This is a genomic window from Aliirhizobium cellulosilyticum, from assembly GCF_014198105.1.
GTDB classification, from domain to species: Bacteria; Pseudomonadota; Alphaproteobacteria; order Rhizobiales; family Rhizobiaceae; genus Neorhizobium; species Neorhizobium cellulosilyticum.
In genome coordinates this window covers 543,481-567,397 of the sequence record NZ_JACIGW010000003.1, presented here as the reverse complement: position 1 = coordinate 567,397, position 23,917 = coordinate 543,481, and the positions used below count along the sequence as shown (strand labels likewise).

Sequence of the window (23,917 nt, the reverse complement as noted above, 5' to 3'; positions counted from 1 at the left end):
CGCAAATTCAGGCCATCTGCGTGGACTGGCCCAAAGCCGCAGCCAGCACGTGTTCCTGGGTCAGGTTGTCATTGACGAAATCGCCGCGCAGCCGGCCTTCCCCGATCACAAGGACACGGTCGGATATCCCCAGAACTTCGGTCAGTTCAGACGACACCATCAGAACCGCCACCCCGGCCTTGGCTAGCGCGAAGATCAGTTTGTAGATTTCGTATTTTGCGCCGACATCGACGCCACGGGTCGGTTCGTCGAGGATGAGTATGCGCGGATCGGGCAGCATCATTTTGGAAAGCACCGCCTTTTGCTGGTTGCCGCCGGAAAGGGAGGCAATGGGCAGCATCGGATCGGCCGTCTTGATCTTTAGACGCAGGATTTCCGCCTGGATCTGGGCAAGCTCCTCATGCTCGTCGATAAGCCCGAAAGCGGCAAAACGGCTGAGCACTGAGATCGTCATGTTATGTCCGACGCCGATGATCGGAAGAATGCCGCTTCGCTTGCGATCTTCCGGCACCATGCAGATCCCGGCCTTGACGGCATCGCGCGGCGAACGGATCGTGATCTCGCGCCCGTCGAGATGGACACTTCCCTTGTGGCTGCCGGCATAAGCGCCGAATAGCGTTGAGACCAGTTCGGTCCGACCGGCGCCGACCAATCCCGCTATGCCCAAGATTTCACCCTTGCGGATCTGGAAGGAAACATCGTCGACCACCTTCCGGTCGGGATTGGTGACATCCCAGCAGGAGACATTGTGGGCCTCGAGAACGACTTCGCCGATCGCATGCTCTTCCTTGGGATAGAGGTTCTTCATCTCCCGGCCGACCATCATCGTCACGATGTTGGCCGTCGTCAGCTCGCTGATCGGACGTGTGGCGATATGTGTGCCGTCGCGAATGACGGTGACGGTGTCGGAAATCTCGGCCACTTCCTCGAGCTTGTGAGAAATGTAGACACAAGCGAGACCTCCGGCCTTCAAACTCTTGATCAGATCGAGCAGGGTTCGGATTTCGGTTGCGGTCAGTGCCGATGTGGGCTCATCGAGGATCAGCAGCTTGGCGTCCTTGTTGAGCGCCTTGGCGATCTCGATGAGCTGCTGCTTGCCGCCGGAATAGTTGAGAACGGGCAGCGCCGGATTGATGTCATGGACATTCAACTTGGCGAGCAATTCCTGCGCCCGAGCGTTCATCGCATCATAGTCGAGAAAACCGTGATTGCTGATTTCGGACCCAAGGAAGATGTTTTCCGCAACAGACAGATGCGGAACCATCATCAATTCCTGGTGGATGATGGCGATGCCCGCCTTTTCCGTTTCGCGGATGGACGAGGCCTTCAGTTCGTGCCCCTCCCATAGGATTTCGCCTTCCCAGGTGCCATAGGGATAGACTGCGGACAGGACCTTCATCAGCGTCGATTTGCCGGCCCCATTTTCACCGCACAGGCCGACACATTCCCCACGGCGGACCTGAAGATGAATCCCATCCAGAGCCTTCACACCGGAAAAGCTCTTGGAGATGTTCTTCATTTCGAGAAGAAATTCACTCATCGTACCCTCGTAATGCTTGAAGGCCCCGGAACCGGTTGATGTCCCGGGGCCGTTCGCTCGTTTACTTCAGGCCGATCTGTTCCTTGGTGTAGAACCCATCCTTCACATAGATGTCGATATTTTCCTTGGTGACGGCGGTCGGCGTCAGCAACAGGGTGTCCACATCCTTGGTCCCGTTGTTGATTTTCGAGGTGAATGCCGGCTTTTCACCCTTAACCAGCTGTACCGTAAGTTTTGCAGCTTCGGAGGCGATCAGCTTCAGCGGCTTGTAGACGGTGACCGTCTGGGTTCCGTCGAGCAGCCGCTTGACGGCGGCAAGGTCGGAATCCTGCCCGGAAACGGCAGTCTTGCCGGCAAGGCCTTGGGCGGCAAGCGCCTGGATTGCACCACCTGCCGTACCATCATTGGAGGCGACCACGGCATCAATCTTGTTATCGGCGGCCGTCAGCGCGTTTTCCATGATCGAAAGCGCTTCGGTCGGGCTCCATTCCTTGACCCACTGCGAGCCGACGATCTTTACCTTCCCGGAATCTACTGCTGCCTTAAGGGCCTTTTCCTGCCCGGCACGCAGATATTTGGCGTTATTGTCGGTTGGAGAGCCACCAAGCAGGTAATAATTGCCTTCCGGCTTCACCTTCAGAACGTTTTCGGCCTGCATGAAACCGACGCGCTCGTTGTCGAAGGAAATATAGGCGTCGATATCGGCATTGAGGATCAGGCGGTCATAGGACAGGACCTTGATACCGGATGCCTTGGCATCTGCGACAACCGCGTCGAAAACCTTGGAGTTCATCGGCACGATGACGATCGCGTCAACGCCTTGGGCGATCAGGTTTTCAACCTGCTTGACCTGCTTTTCCTCATTTCCATCCGCAGACTGGACGCTGACCTTGGCGCCCAGCCCTTCAGCTGCCTGGATGAAATAGTCACGGTCACGCCCCCACCGTTCGACGCGCAGATCGTCGATCGAGAAACCGATGACCGGTTTGTCGGGTGATGCGGCCGCAGTGCTGATGCCGGCAAAGGTGCCTGCCGCGAAACCAAGTGCTGCAGTCGTCAACAAAAGAAATTTCTTCATGAACTTACCTCCTCTATGATGCGGCCGAGACCGGCACGCTCCCAACGCCCATGCTCCCCGAGCATGCAGCCCACAGACCCATGCAAGATGCCAGTATGTGGTTGTTGCCTCCTATCGTGGCTGCCGCCACGTCGTAACCATTCCGCGAAGATGCGGCAGTTACCTCCTCTTGGTGTATTTGATACGGCTGTTCCCACGGGTTGGGAAGCGGTTTTGATGCACGTACCTCAACTGCGACAATTTGTCGCAGTTGAGGTACGAAAAGGCTTAAGAAATGGCAGGTTTTGGCCTCATCGGGAAGCCCGCTCCGTGCGGGCATAACCCGATCAGCAGCCTAGCGGGTGAAACTGTTTCGCTGATATTCGCGTGGGCTGCAGCCCAGCTCGCGCTTGAAGACCGTGTGCATATACTGGCTGTTGTTGAAGCCGCTGAGTTCCGCGACACGTTCCAGAGGCAGGCTCTCGTCGCCGAGCATCTCCTGCGCAAGCTGCAGCCGATAGGCGAGCATGTCGTCGTGAACTGTGTAACCGAAGGTGCGGCGGAAATGAGTCTCCAGCGTCGTTCGGGAGACGCCGACATAGGCGGCGACCTGCGCCACCTTGATCCCCTGGCCGGCGAACTGGCGAATATAATGACGCGCCCGCATCACGTAAGGGTCGTAGATCGGCTGGTAACGGGAAGACATTTGAGCATTCAAACCTTCCGGCGGGACGATTACACGGGTCTCATCCAATGTGGCGCCGATCAGCCTGCGGTGCAGCATCGCGGCGGCCGTGCGCCCCATGATGCGGGTCCCCTGCCGCACGGAGCTGATCGGAATACGTGTGAGCATGCGCAGCAGCGGGTCGTCGTCGATACCGACGATCGAGACCTGCTCAGGAACCGCGATATCCGCGAGAATGCAGGCCTGCAGGATGTGGCGCGCACGGGAGTCTGTCACGGCGATCACACCGATCGGCTTCGGCAGGCCTTTCAGCCATGCGATCACATCGGCAAGGATGTCGTCCCAGTCCGGCCCGAATGTACCTTGACCCTTGAAAACTTCCGGCTTGGCACGATCCCGCGCGCAGAGCTTCAGATAGGCTTTCTCGCGTTCTTCCGACCAGCGATATGAACGGGTCTCCGGCAGCCCGTAAAACGCAAAGCGCGGCAGGCCCATATCGACGAGATGGGTATAGGCTTCCGTGACCAGCTTTTCGTTATCCGTCGCCACGTAGGGGAAGTTGCGGGGATAATCGGTGTCCCGGTGATAGGAGCCGCCGACGCCGATAACCGGTATCGACACTTCCGACAGCGCCTTGACGAAATCGGGATCGTCGAAATCCGCGATGATGCCGTTTCCCGACCAATCAGCAATCCCTGCAACGCTGTCACGAAAATCCTCGTGCAGCAGCATGTCCCAGACGGCACGCGTCGATTTCACATAATCGCAGACGCCTGCGATGATCTCCCGCCCGTAACTTCCGCGTGCCTTGAAAAGCAGTGCGACCTGAAACTCGTTGCGTTTTTTCGCGGTCATCTTCTCCTCCGTCAGACCCCGATTCCTCAACGCTATCAACTTGGCGCCGTTTGCAAGAAAAACCTTCGCATTCATCAAGACTGTTAAAAATTATAACGGGGGGTGCAAAACCGCATGGTCTAGGCTCCGAGAATGAACCGGGGGTGGAGCCTCGGCTCGGAGGGATCTGGCGTCATCTGCCAGGCTTATTGGAGGAAATTGTCATGAAATCATTTCGCCTCGGGGCCGCTACGGTCCTGGGATTGACCCTGGCTGGCTCGGCGTTGGCCGATGACGTCCGCATGCTGGCGATCGAGCCGAATGTTCCGGAAGGACGGCAATATTATCTCGATGTCGCGAAGGCATATGAGGCTGCAAATCCGGGCACAAAGGTGCAGTTCGACTTTCTCGACGACACGTCGTTCAAATCCAAGCTGCCGACCCTGCTGCAGTCTTCCGCACGTCCTGACGCCTTTTTCACCTGGACCGGCGGTGTGTTCTATGAACAGGCCAAGGCCGGCGTGCTGAAGGATATTTCGGCGGACTTCACGGATGCGGACCGCAAGAACTATTCGCCCTCCGGCATCCAGTCGATGAGCCATGATGGCAAGCTCTATGGCGTGCCGATGTATGCCGCGAGCGTCGTGCTTTGGTACAACAAGGCGCTTGTCGAAAAAGCCGGTGTCGATCCCAAGGCGATCAAGAACTGGGAAGACCTGCTTGCCGCTTCCAAGAAAATCCAGGGCGCCGGCATCGTGCCGATCGTCGTGGGCGGCAAGGACAAGTGGCCGATCGCTCTCTTTTATGGCCAGCTCGCTGCCCGTATCGCGGGGACCGATGGCGTAGCCGCGGCAGATAAGGGCGAGAACGAAGGCTTTAACAATCCGGCTTTCGTTCAGGCCGGCGAAGCGCTGAAGCAATTGGCCGATCTGAAACCGTTCCAGCCAGGTTACATGGATACGACTCAGCCCAAGGCGGCTGGCCTGTTCGGTGACGGCAAGGGAGCGTTTTATCTGGCCGGAAACTTCCTGGTCGGCGCACAGGCGCAGAATTCCGCCTCGGGCAAGGGGCTTGGAGACGACCTCGACTTCATCACCTTCCCGGCAGTTGACGGCGGCAAGGGCGATCCGGCCGACACGTTCGGCGGCGTCAACGGCTGGCTGGTCACCAAGGATGCGGGTAAATCGACTGTCGATTTCCTCAAATTCCTGACCAACAACAAGAACCAGACCGAAGGCGGTCGCCTGAAGATCTGGCTGCCGATCGGCACAGATGCCCAGTCCGGCATTGCTGATCCGCGTCTGCGCCGGATCGCTGAAGGCCTTTCCAAGGCACCACATCACCAGCTCTATCTCGACCAGATGCTCGGGGCGAGCGTCGGTGCGGCCTTGAACGACGCTGCAGCCCAGATCGTCACTGGCGATATCTCGCCGGAAGAAGCTGCAGCGCTCGTGGAAGAAGCACGCGAAATGCGCTGAGCCTAGCCAGAAGTGGGCGTGGCGAACACTCGCCGCGCCTCACCCAACACCGGACATATCGAGGAATGACATGACGACCATGACCGGCTCACGCCCACAGCTGAGCCCGGCGGCGCGCATTGCGCGCATGCATAGACAGGGGAAGCTCACCGCTCTCCTGCTGTTTCTGCCGCCGGCTCTGGTGCTGTTCACCCTTTTCGTCATCTGGCCGATCTTCAACGCCGCCAATCTCAGCTTCTTCAAGTGGAGCGGTTACGGCGCGATCGACAATTTTGTCGGCACGCAGAACTATCAGCGGCTTGCCAACCATTCTGTCTTTCACCAGTCCTTGTGGAATTCGGTAAAGCTGATCCTGGCGTCGCTGTTCATCCAGATTCCGCTGGCCCTTACCCTGGCTCTGCTCATCTACAAGAAGACTTCGATCAACACGGCGTTCCGGCTGATCTTCTTCGCCCCCTATATTCTCGCCGAGATCGCCTCCGGTGTGATCTGGAGCTTCATTTTCGATGGTGACTTCGGGGTATCCGGCCAGATCGCCACCGCACTCGGGATCGAGCCTTTCTATATCCTCGCCGACCGGCAATTCGCCTTCCTGGCGATCATAACCGTCGTGGTGTGGAAATATTTCGGCTACCACATGATGATCTTCATCGCGGCGCTCCAGGCCGTGCCTGAAGATTTGCTTGAAGCCGCCGAGATCGACGGCGCGGGGCGCTGGCAGAAGGTATTCTACGTCAAGCTGCCGCTGATCATGCATGCGATCAAGCTTTCCGCGTTCTTCGCGATCGTCGGTGCGCTGCAGGTCTTCGACATCATCATTCCGCTCACCAATGGCGGCCCGTCGAACTCCACCCATTCGATCGTCAGCTATCTCTACACCTATGGGCTCGCGCAGCTGAATGTCGGTTATGGCGCTGCCGTCGGTGTCGTCCTGTTCATTCTCTGCATGGTGACCGCTTTCAGCTACCGGCGCCTTGCCATGGGTAAAGGAGGCGCATTATGAACCGCCCAGGCTTTTTCCTGGCGCTTGTCCGCGCCGCAGTGCTCTCGATCGTCGCAGCGCTGGTCATCGTGCCGCTCATCGCAACCTTTCTCGGCGGTTTCAAATCGGTCGGCGAACTGAGGGCCTCCCCCTTTGGCCTGCCGCCCGTTTGGCGCTTTGAGACCTATACGGATATTCTCGGTGGACCGGTCTTCTGGGGTTATATCCAGAACTCGCTGATCATCTCGTTTTCGGCGGTGTTTCTCACCCTGATGCTGGCCTCGATGGCAGCCTATATCTTCGCGCAGATCCATTTCTTCGGCTCGAAATATATCCAGGCCTATCTGCTGCTGGGGCTGATGTTCCCGTTTGCCACGGCGATCGTGCCGCTCTTCCTGCAGATCCGCAATTTCGGCCTGCTGGACAATCCGCTCGGTGTGATCCTGCCCCAGACGGCTTTCTCGATGGCTTTTGCGATCGTGCTTCTGCGCAGTTTCTTCCAGCAATTGCCGAAGGAACTGTTCGAGGCCGCCTATGTGGATGGCTGCGGTTATATCGGCTTCTTCTTCCGATTCACTCTGCCGCTGTCGACGCCGATCCTTGCCACAGTCGGCACCTTCGTCTTCGTCCAGAGCTGGAACAACTATCTTCTGCCTCTGGTCGTGATCAACGACAGCGCTGGCTACACCTGGCCGCTCGGCATCATGCGCTATCGCGGCGAGTTCATGGTCGAGTGGAACCGCATCCTCGCCTTCGTGTCGCTGACCATCCTGCCGGCGCTGATCTTCTTCACCTTCACCCAGAAATACATCGTAGCCGGTCTCACCCGCGGCTCCGTGAAAGGATGACCTCATGACACCCGTAATCCGAAACCCGATCCTGCCCGGCTTCAATGCCGACCCTTCGATCTGCCGCGCCGGCGACGATTACTACATCGCCGTTTCGACCTTCGAATGGTATCCGGGCGTGCAGATCCATCATTCGCGCGATCTCGTGAACTGGCGTCTGGTTACGCGGCCGCTCAACCGGGCCTCGCAGCTCGACATGCGCGGCGATCCCGACAGCTGCGGCATCTGGGCACCATGCCTCACATATTCCGACGGTCTGTTCTGGCTGGTCTATACGGATGTGAAGCGCAAGAGCGGCTCGTTCAAGGATGCGCATAACTATGTGGTCACCGCGCCTTCGATCGAAGGTCCGTGGTCGGATCCGGTCTATCTGAATTCTTCCGGTTTCGATCCGTCGCTCTTTCATGATGACGATGGCCGCAAATGGCACGTGAACCTGCTTTGGGATCATCGCGGACGTCCATCCCGCTTCGGCGGCATCGTGCTGCAGGAATATGATCCGGTCGAGAAGAAGCTGGTCGGGCCTATCTCCAACATCTTCAAGGGCTCGCCGCTCGGTCTTTCGGAAGGGCCGCATCTCTACAAGCGTGACGGCTGGTATTACCTGATCGTCGCCGAAGGCGGCACGGGGTATAGCCACGCCGTGACGATGGCGCGTTCGCGCAATCTGACCGGCCCTTACGAACTGCATCCCGACACCCATGTCGTCACTTCACGCTTCCACCCGGATGCAACGCTGCAGCGCGGCGGGCACGGCGATTTCGTCGAGACGCCGGATGGCGGTACCTACATGGTGCATCTGTGCAGCCGACCGCTGCCCGGCCTCTACCGCTCGGTTCTGGGCCGCGAGACATCCATCCAGAAATGCGTATGGGGGGATGACGGTTGGCTGCGTCTGGATGGCGAAAAATTCGTGCCGCAGGACGAGGTGCCGGCCCCGAACCTGCCGGCGCATCCGTTCCCGGCAGAACCGGAGCGGTATGAGTTCAACCCGGACAGCGGATTGCCGCTGGCTTTCCAGTGGCTGCGTTCTCCTTATCCCGAACGGCTTTTTTCCCTGACGGAACGCCTCGGCCATCTGCGTCTGTTCGGGCGCGAGTCGGTCGGCTCATGGTTCGAACAGTCGCTTGTTGCACGACGCCAGACGGATTTCGATTACGATGCCGAGACGGAAGTCGATTGCGATCCGACCTCGCATCTGCAGATGGCTGGCCTGATCGCCTACTACAATCGCTTCGCCTATCACTATCTCTGCGTCAGCCAGGACGAGAAGGCCGGGCGTTCGCTGCAGATCTTCTACTGCAACGGCCAATGGCCGAACGGCATGACGATGCTAGGACTGGACAATCCGATTTCCGTTCCGGACGGCCCGGTGCGCCTCCGGGTCGAGGTGCGCGGGGCGGCGTTGCGCTTCTTCTACATGAAGGATGGCGCCTGGACCCGCATCGGCCCGGTTCTCGACAATTCCGTGCTTTCCGACGAAAGCGGCGAGGGCGAGCAGAGCAAGATCACCGGCTCCTTCGTAGGCATCGGTAATTTTACAGGCGCCTTTGTGGGCATGGCGGCCCACGATCTCGGTGGGCTGGCGATGCCGGCCGACTTCTCGCATTTCACCTACAAGAACCTTCCCAAGGAATGATCCGATGGCCGTTGTCGAATATCAAAACATCAAGAAGGTTTTCGGTGCGGTCACCGTCATTCCGGATGCCTCGCTGCATATTCCGGACGGTTCCTTCACCGTCTTCGTCGGTCCGTCGGGCTGCGGAAAATCGACCTTGCTGCGCCTCACGGCGGGGCTGGAAGATGCGACCGACGGAAAGATCTTCATCGACGCGCGCGATGTGACCGAGGAACGCCCGACCGAACGCGGCATTGCCATGGTCTTCCAGTCCTATGCGCTTTACCCGCATATGGATGTGGCCGAAAATATCGGCTTCGCGCTGAAAATGGCCAAGGTTCCTAAGGCGGAAATCAAGGCGAAGGTTGAAGCCGCCGCCGATGTGCTGCAATTAACGCCGCTTCTGAAACGCAAGCCGGCGGAGCTATCCGGTGGCCAGCGGCAGCGTGTCGCCATCGGCCGCGCCATCGTGCGCCAGCCGAAGGTTTTTCTGTTCGACGAACCGCTGTCGAACCTCGATGCGGCGCTACGCACGCAGATGCGCGTAGAACTGGCGCAGTTGCACAAGCGGCTTGGCGCGACGATGATCTACGTGACCCATGACCAGGTAGAGGCCATGACGCTGGCTGACCAGATTGTCGTGCTCAACAAGGGGCTGATCGAGCAGGTCGGCGCGCCGATCGATCTCTACAACAAGCCGGAGACCCTGTTCGTCGCCGGCTTCATCGGCTCTCCGAAGATGAACTTCTTCACCGGGCCGCTGGCTGCGGCGGTCGGCGCGCATACGCTTGGTGTCCGGCCCGAGCATCTGGACGTTGATCGCAAGGACGGACTTCTTTCCGGCAGCGTGCAGTTCTCGGAACGGCTGGGCAGCGACACCTATCTGCATGTTGCAATAGATGGCATTGGGATCGTTATTGCCCGTGCGGTGGGCGACGCGGTTTATGGGGCAGGAGAGACTATATGGCTCTCCTACGCTCCGGAGATGACGCATCGTTTCGACGAAGCCGGCAAGCGACTGTGAAGACGAAATCCTGCGCGCCGATCAGGCGCGCAGGGCGGTTGCCGGAGGCTGGCGATAGGCAAGCAGTGCCGGCACGGCTGCCAGAATGGCGGCGAAGCCGAGGAATACCAGCGCCAGACGCATATCCTCACGCGTAAACCCGACCGGCAGGATGACGCCGCTTTTGGCCGCGAACATCTGAGCGCCGATTTGTGCAGCCGTGAGCCCGATCAGGAAGCCGATGCCGATGCCGAGCGCGACGAGCAGGAAAAGCTCCAGCCAGACGATGGTGAAGACAGAGGCGCGCGGCGCACCGAAAGCGCGCAACGCACCGATCTGGCGACGCCTTTGGCCCACATGGATGACCGTGACCAGAACCAGTGCTGCCGCGACGAGCCCTTGAGAGCCGGCTGCAACCGCGCTCAGGATCATCTTGGCATCGCCGAGCGTCGCATAAAGCCTCGTTAGCACTTCGCCGGGAAAGACGCCAAGCGTGCTGCCGGTTCGATATTCCTGACGCAGCCGATAGGCATCGGCAATCGTTTTCGGCTTAACGAGAATGGCCGGCAGGCCGGGCGTGGAGGGACCAAAGGTTTCGACTATCAGCGCATCCGGATCGATGCTGCCGTGATGATCCTCTTCGATATGAGCGGAGGATGCTGCACCGAGGGCGAAGGCTGGTTTGGCAGGCTGCGCGGGGGGTGTCTCCGCGACCGGTGTGGCGTGTTCCTCCGCCTCGCCCTCGACATGCGTTTCGCCGTCCTCGTGGTGTTCCTCGCCTTCATGGGCGTGGTCGTGACCATCCCCGTCGTGATGCTCTTCCTCGTGTCCGTGCTCTTCGCCAAGACCATGGACGTGCCAGACTGCCTGAATGGGCACAAGAATGGCGCGGTCCCAAGGCGTGCCGGTCGGTTGCAGCTTTCCAGTGACTTTATAGGCCGGGCCGGCATGGGTGTGGCCACCCGTCTCGGCCGTGCCGTGCATCGGCTTGATTTCCGCGCCGAGCGGCAGATTGACGGCAGCGCCGAGAACCGCTTCACCTTCCAAGGCAAACATCCTGCCTTCGGCAAAGCCGGGCGTGGTGCCCGCAACGAGTTTAGTGGTCGTACCGATGATCGGATAACCGGCAAAACTGTCGCCAAAACCGACCGGGGCAGCCCAATCGACGCGCGGATCGGCGGAAAGCTTGGTCAAGACAGAACCATCGACCAGAGGCAGAGGGGCGGCCTGCAGGAAGATGGAGGAGAGGACAAGCTGGGTTTCGCTGCCGGCGGCGCCGACAACCAGATCGAACTTGTCTGCAGCGCGAGCGCTGCCGAGGCGCAGCGAGCGCTCCTGAAGTGTGACGGCAACGCCGAGTGCGGTGGCGAGCGCCACCAGAAGCACCACGACGGCACCGCCGAGCCAAAGGCGACGCAGATCTGCAAGGATGAACCTGATCATGCCGCCATCTCCCCGGTCTGCGTGTCGCCGACGATCTGGCCGCCCTTCAGCGACAGGCGGCGACCAAGCCGCTCAACCAGGCGCTGATCATGGCTGGCGACGATCAGGGTCGAGCCGGCATCCGCAGCGACCGACAGAAGAAGATCACCGACTGCCTCGCCGCTTTCGAGATCGAGGCTGGCCGTCGGTTCGTCGGCGATGATCACACCCGGCTTGCGCAGAAGCGCGCGGGCAATCGCGACACGCTGCATCTCGCCACGGGACATGGTCTCGACATGTTGTGCTGTCCGCTTGAGGCCGACCGTTTCGAATAACATGAGGGCGCGCTTCACAAGATCGGCCGTCGCCACGCGCGACAAGCGTGCCGGCAGCAGAATGTTGTCGAGCGCCGACAGGCCGGGAAACAGGTGAAAATCCTGCATGACCAAGCCGATATTGGCGGAGCGCCAGCGGTCGCGCCTGCCTTCGGAAAGATCCGCAAAGTTTTGATCACCCCAGAAGACGTGACCTGCACGCGTGCGTTCAAGGCCGGCAATGATGTTGATGAGCGTGCTTTTTCCCGAGCCGGAACCACCGGTCAGCGCAACACCGCTGCCTGCTGCGATTTCGAGATGATCTATGGCGAGCACCGGTGCCGTCAGGCCGGGAAACGCGACGGCGAGATTTTCAATTTTCAGCGACAGCATGTTTTCAAACCGTGGCGTATTCGGCCTGGCGAATACGAAGAAGACTGACGAAGCCGGTTTCCGGATCCGTCCAGGAGCCCATTTCCAGCTTGCCGCGCACTTCGATCGTCTGGCTGGGCTGGGTGAAGGTCTGTTTTTCATCGAGATAGACGACGACGATGTTGTCGGGCCAGTCGCTATCGGTCGAGCAGAAGGGGCAGATCGACATTGGAATTTCGGTGAGCACGAAGAACTGCGCTTCGGCTTTCAGCGGTGGGGCCATGAAACCGCGCATGGCGATGTCCTTGCCATTCAGCTGCTTGACTTTTTCGGAGAATTCCAAGCCGAGGACGCTGACCTTGCCGTAAAGCTCGTCGAAGGTGATGTCGCTATTGGCACTTGCACGGCCGGCAGCGGCGAGCAGGGGCAGGCCGGACATGAGGCCGAGTGTCATGGTGAGCGCCTGGCGGCGATTGAAACGCGCCGGATTAAGCTGCTTCATGACCTTTCTCCTTCCTGAAATATTCGCTCATCGTCATGCGGGACGGCTGACAATGCAAGCCGGGCAAAACCAGGGACAGTTGAACCCGGAAAAATATGATGAGGGCACGCCACGGCGGCGTACCCTCATTGTTTTCAAGTCTTAGTTGGTCTGCTTTGCGCCAAGCGCAAAAGCTTCGGCCAGAGCCTTGTAGACGTCGCTCTGTTCCATGTAGCCACGAAAGCCTTCGGCGCCGGGGCCTTCGGCCTGCAGAACGATATCGTCAACGGCGTGAACACCGCTGTCTGCGCTCTTCGGGATGATGCCGGTTACGAGAACTGCGCCAGGAACATCCTTATAGGCTTCGTTGGCGACATATTCCTTCTTTTCGTTCTGGATGGCCGGAACGAACGGAGCATCAAGCTTCGGGCGGAAGGTTTCGTAATGGTCCGGGCCGTTATTGGCGTTGAGGAACAGGCGACGCGATACGTCGACCTTGTCCGGATAGCCGTCACCGTCCTTGTCTTCGTAGTTCGGGAAGCCGGCTTCGGCATAGGTGCCGACTTTTTCGCGCATCTCGGTGCCCGGCTTTTCGTCATCGACGGTGCCGATGATGGAAACGCCGTGGGTGTGGTCGCCGGTGACGATGATCAGCGTGTCCGGGTTCTTGGCAGCAAATTCGCGGGCAACGCCGATCGCCTTGTCGAATTCGATCGTGTCGACGACAGCGCGATCCCAATCCAGCGGATGGGACATCTTGTCGACGTTTGCCGCTTCAACCATCAGGAAGAAGCCTTCCGGGTTCTTCGACAGGTTGTCGAGAGCAACCTTGGTCATTTCGACGAGGCCCGGCTGTTCCGGGAATTTGCCGACGGTGCCCTTCTTCAGGAACTCGCGGTCAAGCGTCGTGTCCATGTTGCCGGTGTGGAACAGGCCGAGGATCTTGCCGGTGTTGGTCCCGGCAGCCGTTGCAAGTTCACTCTTGCTGGTTGCCAGCGTGTAACCGGCATCCTTGAACATGGCGATATAGTCCTTGTCGTCCTTGCGCTTCGAGCCAGCAGTTGCCTGTGGCAGGAAGTAGGCGGAACCGCCGCCGAGCAGAACGTCCGGCTTGACGTCGAACAGCATGCCGTTGATTTCGGCCTTGTCGCCGCGCTTGCGGGTATGGGCGACGACGGCAGCAGGGGTTGCGTCCTGCAGTTCGGCAGTGGAGATGATGCCGATCGACTTCTTGGTCTGGCGGCGCAGCGCTTCCGCGATGTTCTCGACCTTCGGGTCGTCCATCGAGGAAGGAGTACGGTCGGCATAAACGCCGATGGCGTTCACGGCGGTCTTGTGACCTGTCATGTAGGCCGACATCGTGTTGGCGCTGTCGGTGGCGACGGCGTCGGTGGCCGAGGTGCCGATGAAGGCTGCCGGCGGAACGTCGTCCATGTTCAGGCGGCCATTGGCCTTGCCCTCGGTCATGCCCTTGGACATGATGCGGGCAGCGGTGCGGTGAGCAACCGACAGGCCGTCGGCGATCAGGAAGATGACGTTCTTGGCCTTGGCCTGTTCCGGCGTGCCATAGACGTTCCAGGTGATGCTCTTGGTCTCGCTGCCGGCGGCAACTTCAACCTTGTAGTCGCCGGCTTTTGCAAGCGTCACGCCGCGCAGGATGACGGCCGAACCGAGGACCTTGTCCTTGTTCTTTTCTTCGGCGACGAATTCGACTTCCTTGCCGAGAGCTGCCTTGTAATCCTGGCCGTTGACGGTGATCTTGACGTCTTCCGGCTTTACGACTTTATCGAACTCGACTTTGAAATCGAACGGCGAGCCGGTCAGGATCGTCGCGCGATCGAGCGGGTAGACTTCGGCAGCCTGAGCGGCGCCGGCGAGAATGGTCGTAGCGACCAAGGCGGAAAAGAGTTTGCGCATATTCCCCTCACGGACATGTGAAAAAACGACGCCCCCTCCTAGTCCCGCCATGTGACAGTTGGATGACTTGCCCACAGCAATGATTGGTTGATGTCTCGACGCCCGGCCTCAAATTTCCGGTGGCAGTGAAATGCAGTTGCCTGGATCACCCGTCCATACCGTGGCAAGCCAAGCAGGCCAGCTCGCGTTAGGAACGGTGCCCGATCAGGGCAGAAATTTCGCTACTGACGGAATTCAACAGGCCGATGTAACGTTCGAAGTCACGATTGTTGACGATCGGCGTGAGCGTGGAGAGGCTGATGGCTGCGGCAATCTTACCCTTGTCGTCGAAGATCGGCACGGCGGTGCAGCGCACGCCTTTTACATGTTCCTGGTCGTCGATCGCATATCCCTGCTCACGAACGCTGGTAAGCTCTTTGACAAAGGCTGCTTCGCTGCCGATGGAACGCGGTGTCGCCGCCTCGTAGGAATATCCTGTCAGGATGCGGTCTCGGGTCTCCCGATCCTGAAAGGCAACCAGCACCTTGCCGATTGCCGTGCAGTGAAGCGGGAGCTGCCGACCTATCCGTGAATAAGTGATGACGGCTGCCTGCCCCTCCACCTTGTCGATATAGACGCCATGCTTTCCATCGAGGATGCCGAGATGCACCGTCTGGCCGGTCTGTTCAGAGAGGCTGACAAGAAAGCTGTTGCAGATCTTGCGGATGTCTATCGAACTGATGACAAAATTGCCGCGTTCGACCAGTTTCATCCCCAGGCGATAACGCCCGTTATCCTCATTCTGGTCGATATAACCGCGCGCCTGCATGGTCTTGAGCAGTGCATGCAGCGTGCTTTTGTTCAATCCGGTCCGGGCGCTGATGTCAGTTATCTTGATCTCCCTGTTCTGATCGTCGAACAGGTCGAGAATCTGCAATGCTCTGTCTACGGACTGGATGGTCGGCATGCTTACCCGCTGGGATGAGTACAAGCCGGTGGCCACCGGCTCGCCTAAAATTGAATGCCGTGATGTCTAGCACAGTTCCTGCTCTCTTGCAGGTGCGCGACATATGGCCCGGCTCGCAACACCGAGTCGGGCGAATGGGAACGTTTACCTCAATGGTCCCGATCTCGCCAAGGCAGGCTCAGTTGATGCCCGCATCGGTGAGCACGCGACGGACCACCGCGATCTTCTCCTCACTGAGCGGCGCTGCCGGTGGCAGCGAATAGGAGGAGATCGGCAGCCCGCAGGCTTTCATCGCTTCCTTGACCACGCCGACGAAGGGCACATCGACCTTGTAGATGCGCGGCAGCTGCAGGATGGTGCGATGGAGAGCGGTGGCCCTTGCAAGATCGCCGTCCTTGACCGCGCGATAAATGCCCGTCGAAACATTCGGCGCGAAATTTGCGCTGGCAGAAATGGCGCCGTCACCGCCCAGAAGCAGCGTATTCAACAGATGATCGTCATAGCCGCAGAAGACGCTGAATTCGGGATGCGCGCCCTTCACGATATCGACCATGTCTCGCAGATGCGCCACCGAATCGATCGTATCCTTAAGGCCGACGATATTGGGATGTGCATCGACCAGCCGCTTGACGAAGGCGGGATAGAGGTCCTGGCCTGTAAGAGCCGGGAAGTTATAGAGCAGCACCGGCAGTTCGACCGATTTGGCAATCGTCGAGAAATAAGCGAACAGGTTTTCTTCCGTCACCTTCCAGTAGTAGGGATTGATGGCCACGACGCCGTTGGCGCCGATCGACTGGGCGTGCCGGCTGAGCGTGACTGCCTCGCGCGTATTGGTGCTGCCGGTGCCGATCAGTACCGGCACCCGGCCGGCGGTGTAACCGACGACAAATTCGGCAACCGCCAGACGTTCCTCATGGGACATCTGTGAGAACTCGCCCCCGGTGCCGAGGAAGAACATGCCGTCCACGCCTGCATTGACGAGATGGTCAATGACCAGTGCCATGCCGGCCGTGTCAAAGCTGCCATCATCTTTGAAGACCGTGGGTACGGGTGGAATGATGCCGGAAAATTTCATCAACCTGGACATTAACAAACCTCCTTTTGTCAAAAGCGATATCGGAACATGCGAAATGGTTGGACGTTAGAAATTTCTCATATGTTCTATATTATAGAACGACGTTCCGATAATTTTCAGCGTAGCCGAAGTGCCACTGTCCGGCTTTGGCAAATGCCATTGCGAGGCTGTATGTCGCACCATGGGGAGATTGCGGGCACTGATCGGGTGCTGAGGGGCAGCCGTAGTCATCCTGCCCATCCGCCTTGGCGATTGAAATGACCGCTCAATACCTGTGATTTCTTGTCAAGATTTAGACCGGGTGGCTTGCAGCCATTCGATCGATCCCCTAGCGATCACTTACGTGATGCCGGATTGACTGATGGGAGAGAACATGACCGAGGGGACACAAGTCTATGCGATGTCCGGGACATGTTTTTTCGATCTGATGCCCGCAAAGGGTGGTGAACGCTATCGGATCTTCCTTTCAATTCCGACCGGCGAGCCGCCTGCGGAGGGATGGCCGCTTCTGGTGACGACCGACGGCAATGCCACCTTTCCCTTCGCGGTAGCGAGCCTTGTTACTCAGGCCCCCTATTCCACGGGAACGAATGTCGGTTGGGGCGTCGTTGTAGCCATCGGTTATCCTTCGGATGAGCCCTATAATGCGATGCGCCGAGCCTGGGATCTCGGACCTCCGCCAGTCAAATCCTATCCGCCTTATTTCGAAGGTGGTCCTCCGGTTCTGATCGGCGGCACGGGAGAATTGCTCGATTTCATCGAACACGAACTGCTGCCGAAAATCGCGGACATGGTGCGGCTCGATCCTGCGCGTCGATCGCTTTTCGGCCATTCGTTCGGCGGCCTCTTCACGCTTTTTTCGCTGTTCGAGCGGCCGGGCCTTTTCAAAAATTGGATTGCCGCCAGCCCGACCATTTATTGGGAAGGAAGCGAAATCCTCAATAATGAGGCGCGGCGACAGGATGCACCCGGTAACGCACCATTCCTGCATCTATCTGCCGGGGAGTACGAAGGCGATGAACTGGCACCGTTTCAGTACCGGAACGAGGATGCCGAGGCACGCCTCGAAAAGCGGAAAACGGAGAGGACTATATCGCTTGCCAGGGAAATGGCTGTTCGTCTGAACGGCACTGCAGACAGCATTCGCACCGAATTTGAAATTTTCCCTGGTGAGACGCACATGTCGGTGCTTGGACCTGCTGTAAACCGGGCCGTCAACATCGCATTCACAGTCAGAAAGTGATCTTTAATATCAAAGGCCTCTGGCATATGTGCCTCGGCTGAGGCGTGACAAATTTACGCCGCTTGAGAAAAAGATGACTATATACGTCATATTTTATTGATCGCTCGAAATCGAGCTTTTATAGCTGCCCCCGTGAGCTGACTTCGTCGAGAGAAACTCGCTTTCGCGCGTCTCACATCCACGATCTTTTCGGATCATTCAATTCAGTTTGTCCCTTGTCAAAAGGATCGGGCAATGACGTTCTCTCTTCACCGGTTCCACGCGCGCCATCGTCTTCTTGGTTCCACTATACTGGTTGGTGCAATGACCGTAGCTTTCGTGCCGGCCACGGCTATTGCGCAGGACGCAGCTGGTGAGGCAACTCAGCTTGCTCCGATCGTTCTCCAAAGCGGAGCAACGACAATCGGCGAAGACAACGACACGGTGGTGCCCAGGCGCACCGTTTCAGCCACCAAGACGGACACGCCTTTGGTAGAAACGCCACGCGCCATTTCGGTGGTGACACACGAGGAAATGGAGCAGCGTGCCGTCACCGACATGATCCAGGCAGCTCGCTACAGCTCGGGCGTCACCACTGGCGCGTTCGGTTACGATCCTCGTTTTGACCAGATCTACATCCGCGGTATCGAAACCACGACCACCGGTGACTTTCGCGACAGTCTACGCCAGCCGATCATGAACTACGGCTCGTTTGCTACTGAAGTCTATACGCTGGATCGCATCGAGATCCTCAAGGGGCCAGTTTCGGTAATGTATGGTGCGGCGAGCGCCGCGGGTATCGTCAACCGTATCTCCAAGATGCCGCAGGAAGAGGCTCACCACGAAGTCGAATTGCAATACGGCACTGTTGGCCGCAAGCAGGCTGCCTTCGATTTCGGTGGTCCAGTTGGCGAGAGTGACGAGCTGTTCTACCGCTTGGTCGGCCTTGCCCGAGAGGGAGAGGGAAGCTACGACATCCCCGATGATCGCTACCTCCTCCAGCCATCGTTTACCTGGAAGCCAAGCGACGACACCACCCTCACGGTCTACGGTCTGGCGCAGAAGGGCGAAACTGGCGCGAGCGCGTGGAGCTACCTTCAGGGCAAGGACGTCTTCCTCTATACCGATCCGGACTTCAACAGCCAGAAGGTCGAGCAGTATCAGCTCGGCTATCAGTTTGAGCACAAGTTCGATAACGGCCTGACCTTCCGCCAGAATGCGCGTGTTGGCGATGTCGATCTCAAGGCGCATTACCTCAACCGCGTATATCTTAATGCCGCTGGCAATTGGCCAACGACTGCGGTGACGGAGGACATGCGCGCCTATCAGATAGACAACCAGCTCGAAAGCCAGTTTGACACCGGCAGCCTTTCGCATACGCTGCTCATGGGGCTTGACTACACCCGGGTCATGTCGGAGTTCGCCATGGGCGATGATGAGGTTGCGCCAGGTACTCCCGGCTCCACGGTGGCAATCCCCGCGCTCACCGACTTCACCGATAGCAGCCTCAGCCAGACAGGCATCTATGCCCAGGACCAGATTGAATTCGGCAAATGGCGCGCTGTGGCGGGTCTTCGCTATGACTGGGCGCACCAGAAGACCGCTGTAGAGGGCGGCTCCACCAGCGAGAAGGATGACGGTGTCCTCTCTGGCCAAGTGGGACTGCTTTACCTGTTTGACAACGGTCTTGCGCCCTATATCAGCTATGGAACATCATTCATTCCATCCACAGCGCTTGCAGCCGATGGTTCGGTTCTCGAACCAACCAAGGGCCGCCAGATCGAAGTTGGCTTGAAATACCAGCCGCAGGGCGAGAACTACTCTTTGAGTGGCGCCGTCTACAGGCTGGTGGAAACGGGCAAGCCTCAGTACGATGTCCCGAGCTACCTGTTCTCACACAATTCCGGCGAAAACACCTATACCGGCTTTGAAATCGAAGGACGTACCGAGTTCGATAACGGCATCAGCCTGATCGCTGCCTATACCTATGCTCACGCCGAAATCACAGAAAACTTCGACCCAACCTTGATCGGCAACACGCCTTCAACGGTGCCGCGTCACGTCGCATCTCTATGGGTGAACTATGCCGTGCCGGAAGACACTGCATTGAGCGGTCTTAGCATCGGTGGTGGCGTACGTGCGATGAGCGAATCCTTCACCAGCGACGCGAATACCGGCAAGAATGCAGGCGTTGCCTATCTCGATGCCGCACTGTCCTATGACTTCGGCACCACCGCTCCCGACCTCAAGGGACTATCGCTTGCTGTCAGTGCCACCAATCTTGCGGATCGACGCGAACAGGTTTGCACAGACGGTTATTGCTATACCGGCCGAGGCCGCACGGTCCTGGGTTCGCTCAAGTACAAGTGGTAAAACTGGCAGCCGTCCTTCCGATGTCATCCTAGACATACGGGCGAGCGGCATGACCTTGGTTCAGCTCGCGCAGGAAATGCTCGATATGACGAAAGCCTTTACCGTGCAGAACCTCGGTCTTTCGATCGATGGCAATGCGATCCTGTCGGATGTCGGCCTCGACTTTCCGGCGGGAGAAGTTGTGGCTTTGGTCGGCCATAATGGCTCGGGCAAATCAAGCCTTTTGAAAATACTTGCACGGCAGCTGACGCCAACCGCGGGATCCGCCGCTTATGCTGGCCGCGATCTCAAGCAGTATGACGGCCGCGATTTCGCACGGTCCGTCGCCTATCTGCCGCAGGATCTGAGCACCGGATCGGACATGACGATCCGCGAGCTTGTCGCCTGCGGGCGTTATCCCTGGCATGGGGCACTCGGCCGGTTTTCCGATCTCGACCGGCAGAAGGTCGAGGCCGCGATCGAGGCGACGCATATCGAAAGATTTGCCGACCGTATGGTGGGCACGTTGTCCGGCGGGGAGCGCCAACGGGCATGGATCGCCATGCTGATCGCACAGGACGCAAACTGCCTGTTGCTCGACGAGCCGACTGCTGCACTCGATATCGCCCATCAGATCGAAGTCCTGTCGTTGGTGCGGCGGCTTGCGCATGAGGGTGGTCGAAGCGTCGTCATCGTGCTTCACGATATCAACATGGCGGCGCGTTTCTGCGATCGGATCCATGCGCTGAAGGGCGGGCGCGTGGTCGCCAGTGGAACGCCGGATGGCATACTCGTGCCCGAGACCTTACGCAGCATTTATGGGATCGACATGGATGTGATTGCCGCTTCCAACCTGTCGCATCCCCTTGCCTATGCCCGCTGAGGCCCTGACACGATGACGATCTTGCGGCGATCTTTCCTGCAATGCGCGGCGGCGGCAGCCGCAATGATGCCGAAGCCGGTATTTGCCGAAATGGCCGGATTGCGAATTGTCAGCCTTGATTATGGGCTATCATCCACGCTTCTGTCGCTTGGTCTGCCGCCTGTCGGAATTTCGGATCTCGCCGATTGGGGCCGATGGGTCGTCGAGCCGGTTCTGCCATCCTCCGTGATCGATATCGGCAGCGCCAACGAGATCAATTTCGAAATCCTCGTGCAGTTGAAGCCCGATATCATCCTGACGACACCTTATCTCAATGAACTTTTGTCCAGGCTCCAGCCCTTCGCAAAGGTCGTTCGATTGGAAGTTTTTACGCCAGGCGCCGGTCCTATCCTGCCGGCGGCCATTGCCGCGACACGCAGGCTTGCGGCGGAAATCGGACGGCAGAACGAGGCTGAAGAGTTTCTGGCGCGTTCCGACGCCTTTTTCGAATCCTGCAGGAATAGACTTTCCGGCAGGAAATTGCCGCCGGTGGCGCTGGTCAATTTCATGGACGCCCGCCACGCCCGGATCTACTCGGCGCCCGGCCTGTTTCACAATGCGCTGGAGCGCATCGGTGTGCGCAACGCCTGGGAAAAGCAGTCGAACTACTGGGGATTTGAGACGATCGGCATCGAGGAATTGTCGACGATCAAGGATCCGGATGCGCACCTGATCGCCTTCGCTCCCATCCCGCCGGATGTATTGCCGAGGCTCGCTGATAGTCCGCTCTGGCAACGTCTTCCATTTTCACAGCCGGGACATTTTTCAGTTCTTCCACCGGCCCTGATGTTCGGCATGGTGAACGAGGCCGTGCGCTTCGCCGCCCTGTTGACCGAGCTTCTGGAAAAAGATTCATGACTGCATCCCGTCGCGACATTCTCGGGCCGGCCCTCGTGACGTTATTGCTGTTCTGCTCCGGCGGAGTGGCATCCTGGTTTCTTGCCGCCCCCGCCTTGTCCGCGCCAACGGGGTCCGCATACGATATCGAGCGGATGGTGCTCTATTATTCAACGCTCCCACGGCTCGCGACGGCGCTGCTTGCCGGTGCGGCTCTTGCCTTGTCGGGCGCGCTTTTCCAGCAGGTCCTGCGCAATCCGCTGGCCGATCCGACGACGCTCGGCGTTTCGGCAGGAGCAAACCTCGCCTTGGTCGTCGCGTCGCTTTTCCTGCCCGGTTTATTGGGAGCGGGTCGTGATCTCGTCGCTCTGGCTGGCAGTGGCGTTGCGGCCGCGATCGTCGTCAGTCTCGGCGCACGCCGGAGGTTCTCACCCTATTCGCTCGTGCTGTCCGGCCTTGTGCTGAGCCTCTGGTGCGGGGGTCTTGCGGCCATCCTGACCTATCTGAACCAGAAATACCTTGCGAGCCTGTTCATCTGGGGCGCGGGTTCGCTCGCACAGCAAAGCTGGGTCATTCCCGTGTCGCTGATCTGGAAACTTGCCGTCGTTTCCATCATCTGCGCCATGCTCATCCGGCCGCTGTCCCTGCTTGATTTGGGGGAGAGCAGCTCCTCGGCGCTCGGGGTGAAGCTGGTCCGTCTTCGTACCATCGTTATTGTCTGCGCCGTTGCGCTTGCGGCCTTCGTCACCAGCGCTGTGGGTGTGATCGGCTTTATCGGACTGGTGGCGCCGACGATTACCCGGCTTGCCGGCGCGCGGCGGCCGGCGCAATTGATCTTATGGTCTCCGCTGGTCGGCGCCGGGCTGCTCTTCTTTGCCGATTCCGTCCTGCAGCTTGTCGCAGGCGAGCTTGGCGATTTCCTGCCGACCGGAGCGGTCACGGCGATCTTCGGCTCGCCTCTACTTCTGGCGCTTTTGCCGCGACTGAAAATCCGCCACCGAATTCAACAGGCCGCGACACAAAAACGGTCGCGTCAATGGGATACAAAAATCCCGATCATCATCGCGTTTTCAATACTCGTACTTCTGTTGCTGTTCAGCATGTTTGTCGGGCGAGGTATCGATGGAAACTGGACGCTTGTTTTCGGTGAATATTCTCTCGATATCCTGTCCATCCGAATACCGAAGATATTCGCTGTCCTGGCATCCGGGGCGATGCTCGCCGTCGCGGGCGCGATCCTCCAACGGCTGACCGGAAACGAGATGGCAAGCCCGGAGGTTCTCGGGATCAGCGCCGGGTCGACATTTGGTGTTGCGATCGCACTTTTCGCGATTGCGCCTGGATTTTCGGGCCAATTCCTTTTTGCGGTGATTGGGGCGCTCATCGTGCTTTCACTTATCCTGCTCGGTTCCCGTCGATCATCCTTCGCACCTGAGCGGGTATTGCTTGCCGGTATCGCGCTCAGTGCAATGGTGGATGCCGTTGTGGGGGTGCTGAGTTCGACGGGGGATCCGCGCGCTGTGCTTTTGATGCGCTGGATGAGCGGTTCCACCTATCTGGTCGACGGCATGAGTGCCGCAGCAGAGACAGTGATTGCAGTTATCCTCATCGCTATTGCATTTGCCGCACGGCGCTGGCTTGATATCCTGCCGCTCGGACCCGCGCCATCCGCTGCGGTCGGTGTACCTCTGGAGCGCGCCAGACTGGCACTGTTCGGGCTTGCCGGATTGCTGACTGCCACTGCAACGCTGACAATAGGCCCTCTGTCCTTTGTCGGGCTGATGGGACCGCATCTGGCGCGGGAGGCCGGCCTGACGCGTGCCATGCCGCAAATGATCGGCGCATCCCTGATCGGCGGCGGATTGATGGTGGCCGCCGATTTCGTCGGCCGGACGATCGTGTCGCCCTACCAGATCCCGGCCGGGCTCGTTTCAGCACTCATCGGCGCGCCGTTCCTGATGCTGATGATGCGCCGAAAGGCCTGAGCGTCTTCCGCTCCGGACTTTGAACGG

Annotated in this window: 19 protein-coding genes; 10 read left to right on the top strand and 9 right to left on the bottom strand. The window is 58.9% G+C overall.

Annotation, left to right across the window (positions count from 1 at the left end; genetic code table 11):
• Positions 1-7: 7 nt before the first annotated feature.
• The 3 genes from GGE33_RS17020 to GGE33_RS17010 all read right to left on the bottom strand — a co-directional run bounded on the left by GGE33_RS17020 (position 8) and on the right by GGE33_RS17010 (position 4,137).
• Positions 8-1,540, bottom strand: coding sequence for a xylose ABC transporter ATP-binding protein (locus GGE33_RS17020; protein ID WP_183825412.1), 1,533 nt, complete (start codon positions 1,538-1,540; stop codon positions 8-10).
• 61 nt (positions 1,541-1,601) lie between these two features.
• A complete protein-coding gene (xylF, locus tag GGE33_RS17015; RefSeq protein ID WP_183825409.1) occupies positions 1,602-2,618 on the bottom strand; it encodes a D-xylose ABC transporter substrate-binding protein in 1,017 nt (338 codons plus the stop codon).
• Between the two features lie 334 nt (positions 2,619-2,952).
• Positions 2,953-4,137 carry an AraC family transcriptional regulator gene (locus tag GGE33_RS17010; RefSeq protein ID WP_183825406.1) on the bottom strand — a complete coding sequence of 395 codons (1,185 nt, stop codon included), beginning with the start codon at positions 4,135-4,137 and terminating at the stop codon, positions 2,953-2,955.
• A 203-nt stretch (positions 4,138-4,340) separates the two neighbouring features.
• On the opposite strand from GGE33_RS17010, the gene GGE33_RS17005 reads away from it, so the two are divergent.
• The 5 genes from GGE33_RS17005 (at position 4,341) to GGE33_RS16985 (ending at position 10,066) form a co-directional block, all read left to right on the top strand.
• Positions 4,341-5,594 carry an ABC transporter substrate-binding protein gene (locus tag GGE33_RS17005; protein WP_183825403.1) on the top strand — a complete coding sequence of 418 codons (1,254 nt, stop codon included), beginning with the start codon at positions 4,341-4,343 and terminating at the stop codon, positions 5,592-5,594.
• Between the two features lie 70 nt (positions 5,595-5,664).
• Positions 5,665-6,597 (top strand): carbohydrate ABC transporter permease, encoded by a 933-nt coding sequence (locus GGE33_RS17000; RefSeq protein WP_183825400.1) that lies wholly within the window; start codon positions 5,665-5,667, stop codon positions 6,595-6,597.
• Entirely contained in the window at positions 6,594-7,424 is an 831-nt protein-coding gene (locus GGE33_RS16995) for a carbohydrate ABC transporter permease (protein WP_183825396.1), read from the top strand. Before GGE33_RS17000 ends, GGE33_RS16995 begins: the two co-directional genes overlap by 4 nt.
• 4 nt (positions 7,425-7,428) lie before the next feature.
• Positions 7,429-9,063, top strand: coding sequence for a glycoside hydrolase family 43 protein (locus GGE33_RS16990; protein WP_183825393.1), 1,635 nt, complete (start codon positions 7,429-7,431; stop codon positions 9,061-9,063).
• Between the two features lie 4 nt (positions 9,064-9,067).
• Positions 9,068-10,066 (top strand): ABC transporter ATP-binding protein, encoded by a 999-nt coding sequence (locus GGE33_RS16985; RefSeq protein ID WP_183825390.1) that lies wholly within the window; start codon positions 9,068-9,070, stop codon positions 10,064-10,066.
• Between the two features lie 21 nt (positions 10,067-10,087).
• Here GGE33_RS16985 and GGE33_RS16980 read toward each other — a convergent pair whose 3' ends face one another.
• The 6 genes from GGE33_RS16980 to GGE33_RS16955 form a co-directional block, all read right to left on the bottom strand.
• Positions 10,088-11,488: an ABC transporter permease gene (locus GGE33_RS16980; protein ID WP_183825387.1), complete on the bottom strand. Its 1,401-nt coding sequence runs from the start codon at positions 11,486-11,488 to the stop codon at positions 10,088-10,090.
• Entirely contained in the window at positions 11,485-12,174 is a 690-nt protein-coding gene (locus tag GGE33_RS16975) for an ABC transporter ATP-binding protein (RefSeq protein WP_183825384.1), read from the bottom strand. The genes GGE33_RS16980 and GGE33_RS16975 overlap by 4 nt, the downstream gene beginning before the upstream one ends.
• Positions 12,175-12,178: 4 nt before the next feature.
• Complete coding sequence (locus GGE33_RS16970) at positions 12,179-12,655, bottom strand: hypothetical protein (RefSeq protein ID WP_394353648.1); 477 nt, start codon at positions 12,653-12,655, stop codon at positions 12,179-12,181.
• Between the two features lie 141 nt (positions 12,656-12,796).
• The gene (locus GGE33_RS16965; RefSeq protein WP_183825381.1) at positions 12,797-14,551 is read right to left on the bottom strand and encodes an alkaline phosphatase; all 1,755 of its coding nucleotides are present in this window, start codon (positions 14,549-14,551) and stop codon (positions 12,797-12,799) included.
• Positions 14,552-14,738: 187 nt separating this feature from the next.
• Positions 14,739-15,497, bottom strand: coding sequence for an IclR family transcriptional regulator (locus tag GGE33_RS16960; protein ID WP_183825378.1), 759 nt, complete (start codon positions 15,495-15,497; stop codon positions 14,739-14,741).
• A gap of 178 nt (positions 15,498-15,675) precedes the next feature.
• Positions 15,676-16,584 carry a dihydrodipicolinate synthase family protein gene (locus GGE33_RS16955; protein WP_183825375.1) on the bottom strand — a complete coding sequence of 303 codons (909 nt, stop codon included), beginning with the start codon at positions 16,582-16,584 and terminating at the stop codon, positions 15,676-15,678.
• A 361-nt stretch (positions 16,585-16,945) separates the two neighbouring features.
• Between GGE33_RS16955 and GGE33_RS16950 the strand changes: the two genes are divergently transcribed.
• The 5 genes from GGE33_RS16950 to fhuB all read left to right on the top strand — a co-directional run bounded on the left by GGE33_RS16950 (position 16,946) and on the right by fhuB (position 23,890).
• Positions 16,946-17,815 carry an alpha/beta hydrolase gene (locus GGE33_RS16950; protein WP_183825372.1) on the top strand — a complete coding sequence of 290 codons (870 nt, stop codon included), beginning with the start codon at positions 16,946-16,948 and terminating at the stop codon, positions 17,813-17,815.
• A 234-nt stretch (positions 17,816-18,049) separates the two neighbouring features.
• Positions 18,050-20,167: a TonB-dependent siderophore receptor gene (locus GGE33_RS16945; RefSeq protein WP_183825369.1), complete on the top strand. Its 2,118-nt coding sequence runs from the start codon at positions 18,050-18,052 to the stop codon at positions 20,165-20,167.
• Between the two features lie 85 nt (positions 20,168-20,252).
• Positions 20,253-21,029 (top strand): ABC transporter ATP-binding protein, encoded by a 777-nt coding sequence (locus tag GGE33_RS16940; RefSeq protein WP_183825672.1) that lies wholly within the window; start codon positions 20,253-20,255, stop codon positions 21,027-21,029.
• 12 nt (positions 21,030-21,041) lie between these two features.
• Positions 21,042-21,926: an iron-siderophore ABC transporter substrate-binding protein gene (locus GGE33_RS16935; RefSeq protein WP_183825366.1), complete on the top strand. Its 885-nt coding sequence runs from the start codon at positions 21,042-21,044 to the stop codon at positions 21,924-21,926.
• Positions 21,923-23,890, top strand: a complete 1,968-nt coding sequence (fhuB, locus tag GGE33_RS16930) for a Fe(3+)-hydroxamate ABC transporter permease FhuB (RefSeq protein WP_183825363.1) — start codon at positions 21,923-21,925, stop codon at positions 23,888-23,890. Before GGE33_RS16935 ends, fhuB begins: the two co-directional genes overlap by 4 nt.
• The last annotated feature ends 27 nt before the right edge of the window (positions 23,891-23,917 follow it).

Excerpts from the sequence above, each read along its gene's own strand:
- GGE33_RS16960 (WP_183825378.1), bottom strand. The coding sequence starts at position 15,497 with ATGCCGACCATCCAGTCCGTAGACAGAGCATTGCAGATTCTCGACCTG.
- GGE33_RS17005 (WP_183825403.1), top strand. The coding sequence starts at position 4,341 with ATGAAATCATTTCGCCTCGGGGCCGCTACGGTCCTGGGATTGACCCTG.
- GGE33_RS16945 (WP_183825369.1), top strand. The coding sequence starts at position 18,050 with ATGACGTTCTCTCTTCACCGGTTCCACGCGCGCCATCGTCTTCTTGGT.
- GGE33_RS16995 (WP_183825396.1), top strand. The coding sequence starts at position 6,594 with ATGAACCGCCCAGGCTTTTTCCTGGCGCTTGTCCGCGCCGCAGTGCTC.
- GGE33_RS16970 (WP_394353648.1), bottom strand. The coding sequence starts at position 12,655 with ATGAAGCAGCTTAATCCGGCGCGTTTCAATCGCCGCCAGGCGCTCACC.
- GGE33_RS16985 (WP_183825390.1), top strand. The coding sequence starts at position 9,068 with ATGGCCGTTGTCGAATATCAAAACATCAAGAAGGTTTTCGGTGCGGTC.
- GGE33_RS17010 (WP_183825406.1), bottom strand. The coding sequence starts at position 4,137 with ATGACCGCGAAAAAACGCAACGAGTTTCAGGTCGCACTGCTTTTCAAG.
- GGE33_RS16975 (WP_183825384.1), bottom strand. The coding sequence starts at position 12,174 with ATGCTGTCGCTGAAAATTGAAAATCTCGCCGTCGCGTTTCCCGGCCTG.
- GGE33_RS16980 (WP_183825387.1), bottom strand. The coding sequence starts at position 11,488 with ATGATCAGGTTCATCCTTGCAGATCTGCGTCGCCTTTGGCTCGGCGGT.
- GGE33_RS16940 (WP_183825672.1), top strand. The coding sequence starts at position 20,253 with ATGACGAAAGCCTTTACCGTGCAGAACCTCGGTCTTTCGATCGATGGC.
- GGE33_RS16955 (WP_183825375.1), bottom strand. The coding sequence starts at position 16,584 with ATGTCCAGGTTGATGAAATTTTCCGGCATCATTCCACCCGTACCCACG.
- xylF (WP_183825409.1), bottom strand. The coding sequence starts at position 2,618 with ATGAAGAAATTTCTTTTGTTGACGACTGCAGCACTTGGTTTCGCGGCA.
- GGE33_RS17000 (WP_183825400.1), top strand. The coding sequence starts at position 5,665 with ATGACGACCATGACCGGCTCACGCCCACAGCTGAGCCCGGCGGCGCGC.
- GGE33_RS16965 (WP_183825381.1), bottom strand. The coding sequence starts at position 14,551 with ATGCGCAAACTCTTTTCCGCCTTGGTCGCTACGACCATTCTCGCCGGC.
- GGE33_RS17020 (WP_183825412.1), bottom strand. The coding sequence starts at position 1,540 with ATGAGTGAATTTCTTCTCGAAATGAAGAACATCTCCAAGAGCTTTTCC.
- GGE33_RS16990 (WP_183825393.1), top strand. The coding sequence starts at position 7,429 with ATGACACCCGTAATCCGAAACCCGATCCTGCCCGGCTTCAATGCCGAC.
- fhuB (WP_183825363.1), top strand. The coding sequence starts at position 21,923 with ATGACTGCATCCCGTCGCGACATTCTCGGGCCGGCCCTCGTGACGTTA.
- GGE33_RS16950 (WP_183825372.1), top strand. The coding sequence starts at position 16,946 with ATGACCGAGGGGACACAAGTCTATGCGATGTCCGGGACATGTTTTTTC.
- GGE33_RS16935 (WP_183825366.1), top strand. The coding sequence starts at position 21,042 with ATGACGATCTTGCGGCGATCTTTCCTGCAATGCGCGGCGGCGGCAGCC.